This window comes from uncultured Thiocystis sp., assembly GCF_903866365.1.
Taxonomy (GTDB): Bacteria; Pseudomonadota; Gammaproteobacteria; order Chromatiales; family Chromatiaceae; genus Chromatium.
Genome location: NZ_CAIPNF010000124.1, coordinates 1 through 5,012, shown reverse-complemented (window position 1 = coordinate 5,012; position 5,012 = coordinate 1). Strand labels below are relative to the sequence as shown.

Below are 5,012 nucleotides of genomic sequence, written 5' to 3'. Positions count from 1 at the left end.
GCTCTGCCCGGCCTTGGCGGAGGGCAACCTCGTCATCTGGGATAACCTGTCCGCCCATTCGGTCGCCGGGGTGCGCGAAGCCATTGAAGCCCGTGGCGCGACCCTCCAACCACGGCCACCGTCCAGCCCGGATCTCAAGCCCATTGAGCAGGTCTTTGCCAAGTTAAAGGCGGGGATGCGCGCCGCGGGCGAGCGCACCGTCGCGGGACGGTGGAATACCCGGGGCAAGCGGCTGGATGACTTTCCGCCTGCTGAATGCGCCAACGTCCTGCGGGGGGCCGGGTATGCCGTACAAGCAAATTGAAAACGCTCTAGGAATCGCTGCAACATCATGATTCTGCTAATGGCCATCCGCTCTACTGCTGTTCTGGATAAAAGCAATTGATACAGTCATGGCAACGCTGATGGCAAGACCGACAATTAAGGCCATTTCAAAACCATGATGAAGCACGGAAGGATGGACGCCAGAGTGACTCAATGAAACGCCGTCAAGCGATATATTTTTAGGTATGAACATTGAGAAAGTCGTTTCAAATACCACGACGCCCAAAGTCAGTCCCAGACTGCGCATCAGAGAAGTAATGCTGGCCGCCGTTGACTTGAGTTCAGCCGGTACGCTTGACATGATAAGTTGTATATTTGGCGCTCGGTTGAGCCCCTGCGACACTCCGAAAAGTGTCATCGCCATGATGACCCACCATAACGGTTCTCCAAAATCCATCGAAACAAACATCACAAATGCAACAAGGCCAAGCAAAACACCCCAAAGAGTCACTTTGCGGTAACCCAGCCGGTCTCCGAGTTGTCCGGCAAACGGACCCATGAACTGACCCAGGGCAATAATGCTCATGATCAGTCCGATGACATTTACTTCGAGAGCACGAATATCCTGCAGGTAAAACGGCATCAGAAAAAGAATGCCTCCCATAACCATCATGGACAGACAAAAGTTAAATGTTGCCAGAAACGTGTTTCGGTTGAGAAAAAGACGCAGATCAAGAATTGGATACGCAATACTCAGTTCCCGGTGAATAAAAAATATTGCAAAAAGCAGGCTCGCTCCCAGTGTTGAAGAAATCACGGGAGAATGCCATCCGTATTCATGAAACTGGTTCACGGTGAAAACAAAACACAGTAAAAACATTGTTTGATAGAAGGCACCCAAACCATCGAAACGTTTATCCCGAGCCGGTGGATGCACTTTGGGCAGCACACGGAAACCAATTATTGTTGCAATCAGGCCAAGCGGAACATTTATGAAAAATATGTCACGCCACCCCAGGTAATGGGTGATAAACCCTCCAACCGTCGGGCCAACCGCGATGCCCAATGCCGCCGACATTGTGGCAAGACCCATCGCGCGGCCGCGTTTTTCGGGCGGCAGGTAAAGCGCGACGAATGTCAGCATCACGGAGAAAATCATCGAGCCGCCGACACCTTGAATTGCCCGGAACAGCACCAGCATCCACAGTGACGAGGTCAAGGCGCAGCCAAGTGAACTTAAGGTAAACAACACAAAACCAGATAGAAAAACCGGTCGCGAACCGAACAGGTCGCCCAGTTTGCCAAATGCCATCAATGGCCCGGTTTCGAACAGCAGGTAGGCCAAGACGATCAATGACGCCGCGCTCGGGGACAAATTCATCTCGCGGGCGATTGTCGGCAGACTGACATTCACAATCGTGCCATCCATGTTTCCCATGAACGCCCCGAAACACACCACCAGCAGCATCACCCATTGGCGCCGTTGTTCAGCGATTACGTAGTTATCCATTCTTAACCTATGGGTAGTGCTCTAAACATGGATATTTGAACGCTCTTTATACGTTTCGGACAGGTCGGCCACAATCCGGCGGGAACTTTTCCAGGATCCACGGTGACGCCTTTAACTGCATCCCATTACACACATCTCTGATCCCAAGCTAGTAAGCGATTGATTTATAAAGAATTTCCATTTTTGGCCAACGCCGTAAAATCAATGACTTACAGACTTGTGTGTAACGATATGCTTTAACTGATGTATCCAACCGTGCGACTCAGGATCCCGACCTGCCCTGCTTCCGGTCACTGTCTGAAACGTATGAAGAGCGTGGCGCCGGCGTCAGAAGGCGTAGCTCAGCGAGGTGCCGATTTTGGAATAATTTGGCATCACATCCCGTGAGAAATCGACATGAACGACATAGCCGGCGAGTGTGATCCTTGGGGTCAGCGGATACTCGACCAGCAGATCGAATTCAAGCGAATTGCTCGACAGAGCCTGGTTGCGGCCAACGCCGAGCGCCGGCTTCAGCGCCAGCTTGCCGAGGCTAAAGGCGCCATCGAGATAGAACAGGTGCAGGTTGTTCCGATCGTTGTAGGGATAGAGGTCGTCTTCCTGCATCGGGTCGAAATCGGTAAAGAGACCAGCGCCGGTGTCGTTGCGCCGGTCACCGATCCAGTAAGCGCCGGCACCAACCGAGAAGTCCGAGCGGTGGAGCTGGGCATGAATCCGGCCTGACCAGACGTCCTGATAGTCGGGTTGCAGCGCGACTGGAACCTGATTGCGGTAGTACGCCAGGATGGTTTCGAGTTCCCAGCGCCAAGCGTCGTCGTGTCCGCGCAGCGGTTGCGACCAGGTGATGGTCGAGCCGTAAACGGCAAGCACATGGTCCTGATAATTAACAAAGGGCGCGAGGCTCAGGTGTTCGCCGAGCCTGATCTGCTCAATGCTCAGCGCGAGATAGACATCGCCCGCGCGCGGGTTGGCTTCGGCGACGCTCTCCCAACCGGAGATGCCGCGGGCGTCAACGTGCGTGCGTGAGTACTTGATCCAGCGCGACAGCGCGGCCAGATGGAGCTGGGTCTCGCCGCCGAGTGCCAGACTCGCCCCAATACCCTGCTGACTGTCGCCGTCGAGGACCGGATTGATCGCGAAGCTCTTGCGCCCGACCCATGCCTGCGTGGCACCGTCCGGCGTGCTGGCGCCAAGATAGAGGTCGCGAATGTCGAAGGACTCGGTGAAGACCCGGTCATAGAGTCCGGGCTGATCCTGCCAGAGTTCGGGGGTCGCGATGAGCGTTGCTCCGCCGTTTAAGCCAGAGCGCCAGCTCTCGCTGATCCGGACTTCGGCAAAGCCCCAGGCCAGTCCGCTGTCGTCCTCGTCGTTTTTCGCGCGGCTGTTGACCGCGCTGCCAAGTCTCAGTTCAAGGTGGCTAGCGTGCTGGGGAGGAGGCTGGCCGCCAACCGGCGGAAGGCCAGTCCCAGTCGCGGCCGCCGCGATGGCACCGGCGAGCAACCCAAGCCCAAGCTTGGTCGGAAAGCGCGCGCGGTGCGGGCGCCCTGGCCTGGCGGACTCGGTGTTGGCGGACATCATCCGACGCGCGTCAGTCGGAGACTGAGGCGCCTGGCGTTGCTTGTGCCTGGGCCTTGACGGTCGCGAGCTTCGCGCGCACCGGGATGTTCTGCGAATGCAGTCCGGGCTCCTGTCCGCGCAGGTCAAAGTCCAGTTCGACGCCGGGTCTGAACATCAGTACATGAGTGGAGCCGCCGAAATGGAACATGCCAAGTTCGTCGCCCTTGCGTACGTGTTGCCCCTCATAGACGGTGATTTCATTTGACGAGACCTCGGCCATGCCAACGAACATCACGCCCATCAGACCAATGTCCGGGTTGTCGGCTTCGATGAACACCAGCGCTCGGGACGCCACTTGCGTGATATAGCCCTGGGACTCATTTGGGCCAGCCGGGTCGAAGCCCTCGGCCAGATTCTCAGCGTAATAGGAGCCGTCGATCACGCGCGTTTTGACGATGCGCCCACTGACCGGGCTATGCCAGCGATGGTAGCTGAGCGCACTGAGAAACGCCTGGTAGAGAGTTCCGCCCGCAAATTCGTTCGCGAGTGGGTCGCCAGCGAGCATGTGCGTCAGTGAATAGGGCTGGGCCTTGATCCAGAACTGATCGCGTTCCCGCACATTGGTGGCGATGCGGTATGGAGCCGATTCGCAGGCATTGGCAATCACGCTGTCATCCTCGGGCTCGACCACCGGGCGGCGGCCATCGCGGAAGCGGCGGGTAAAAAAATCGTCCCAGGACTGAAATCCGTGATAAGGCAGACTTGGGTTGCAGATAAAGTCCTCGACAAAGGTCGGCATGGCGGCCATGGCATCGCGCCCAAACCAGCCGGTGTGCGGATCCTCACCGAGCACATGGCGCGAGTCTGGCGAATTGAGAAACAGCGCCCACTGATTCAGAATCTTTTTTAACTGCCGATTGACCTTGTCATTGAGAAAAACGGTCGTGCCCGCAGGCGTGCCCATGGGCCAGTCGAGGATGGCATTGATCGGAAAGCCAACCAGTCCGGTGTGATTGAACTCCGGCGCTTGGGTCAGAACGCGGTTCATCAGGCGCAGCATGTGCGGATAATCCCGCACCTGCGAGGTGCCCGTGGGATCGCTCAGATATGGGGGCTTGCGCGGAACCTGCTCGAACATCTGTGTAAACAGCATGAAGAGCTCGGGGTCTTGCTCGATTAAGTCCTTAAAATCCTGAATCACCGGCAGGAGCGGAGCATCCCCAGGCAGCGCGTCGGTATCGCGGATCAGCTCCGCGCGCCAGGCATCTAGGGTCTTCTGATCCGAGGGCAGCCATTTGCCAACCTGATAAGGCGAGGCCGGGCCAGCGCTCGCGCCAGAACTCTCGGCTTCGGCCATTGGCACGACGCCGGGCAGTAACGACAGGATCAAGAGCAGGGCAGCGGTGCGACGTCGCAAGGCGGGACGGTTCATCTGGGGATGTGCTCCTGATGGTGGTGGTGATGACGGATTATGGTTCGGTGGCGCCGAGTCGTCCGCCACTATAATCCTGTGCCCAACAAGCGCAAGTTCGCGCGTCGGGACGCAGGGCGAGCGCGTTTAAATTCTCAGCCGAACACGACCTTGGCGCGATAGTCGTCATTCCACGCGGCCTTGCGGCGCTTCTTGGCCAAGCTGATCGCCGACCCCTCCTGATCGAACAGGTTCATGCTCAGGTGGCGC

Annotated in this window: 3 protein-coding genes and 1 pseudogene; 1 reads left to right on the top strand and 3 read right to left on the bottom strand. The window is 57.3% G+C overall.

Features of this window, described 5'->3' with window-relative positions; genetic code table 11:
• Nucleotides 1-205 (top strand): annotated as a pseudogene (locus QZY07_RS07520) (transposase); the annotation flags it as partial.
• Between the two features lie 135 nt (nt 206-340).
• Here the strand turns inward: QZY07_RS07520 and QZY07_RS07515 are convergent.
• The 3 genes from QZY07_RS07515 to QZY07_RS07505 all read right to left on the bottom strand — a co-directional run bounded on the left by QZY07_RS07515 (nt 341) and on the right by QZY07_RS07505 (nt 4,763).
• Nucleotides 341-1,774 (bottom strand): MFS transporter, encoded by a 1,434-nt coding sequence (locus tag QZY07_RS07515; protein ID WP_295401249.1) that lies wholly within the window; start codon nt 1,772-1,774, stop codon nt 341-343.
• Between the two features lie 327 nt (nt 1,775-2,101).
• Nucleotides 2,102-3,349, bottom strand: a complete 1,248-nt coding sequence (locus tag QZY07_RS07510; RefSeq protein WP_295401247.1) for a hypothetical protein — start codon at nt 3,347-3,349, stop codon at nt 2,102-2,104.
• A gap of 13 nt (nt 3,350-3,362) precedes the next feature.
• Nucleotides 3,363-4,763, bottom strand: coding sequence for a phosphatidylserine decarboxylase family protein (locus QZY07_RS07505; RefSeq protein ID WP_295401245.1), 1,401 nt, complete (start codon nt 4,761-4,763; stop codon nt 3,363-3,365).
• Between the last annotated feature and the right edge of the window lie 249 nt (nt 4,764-5,012).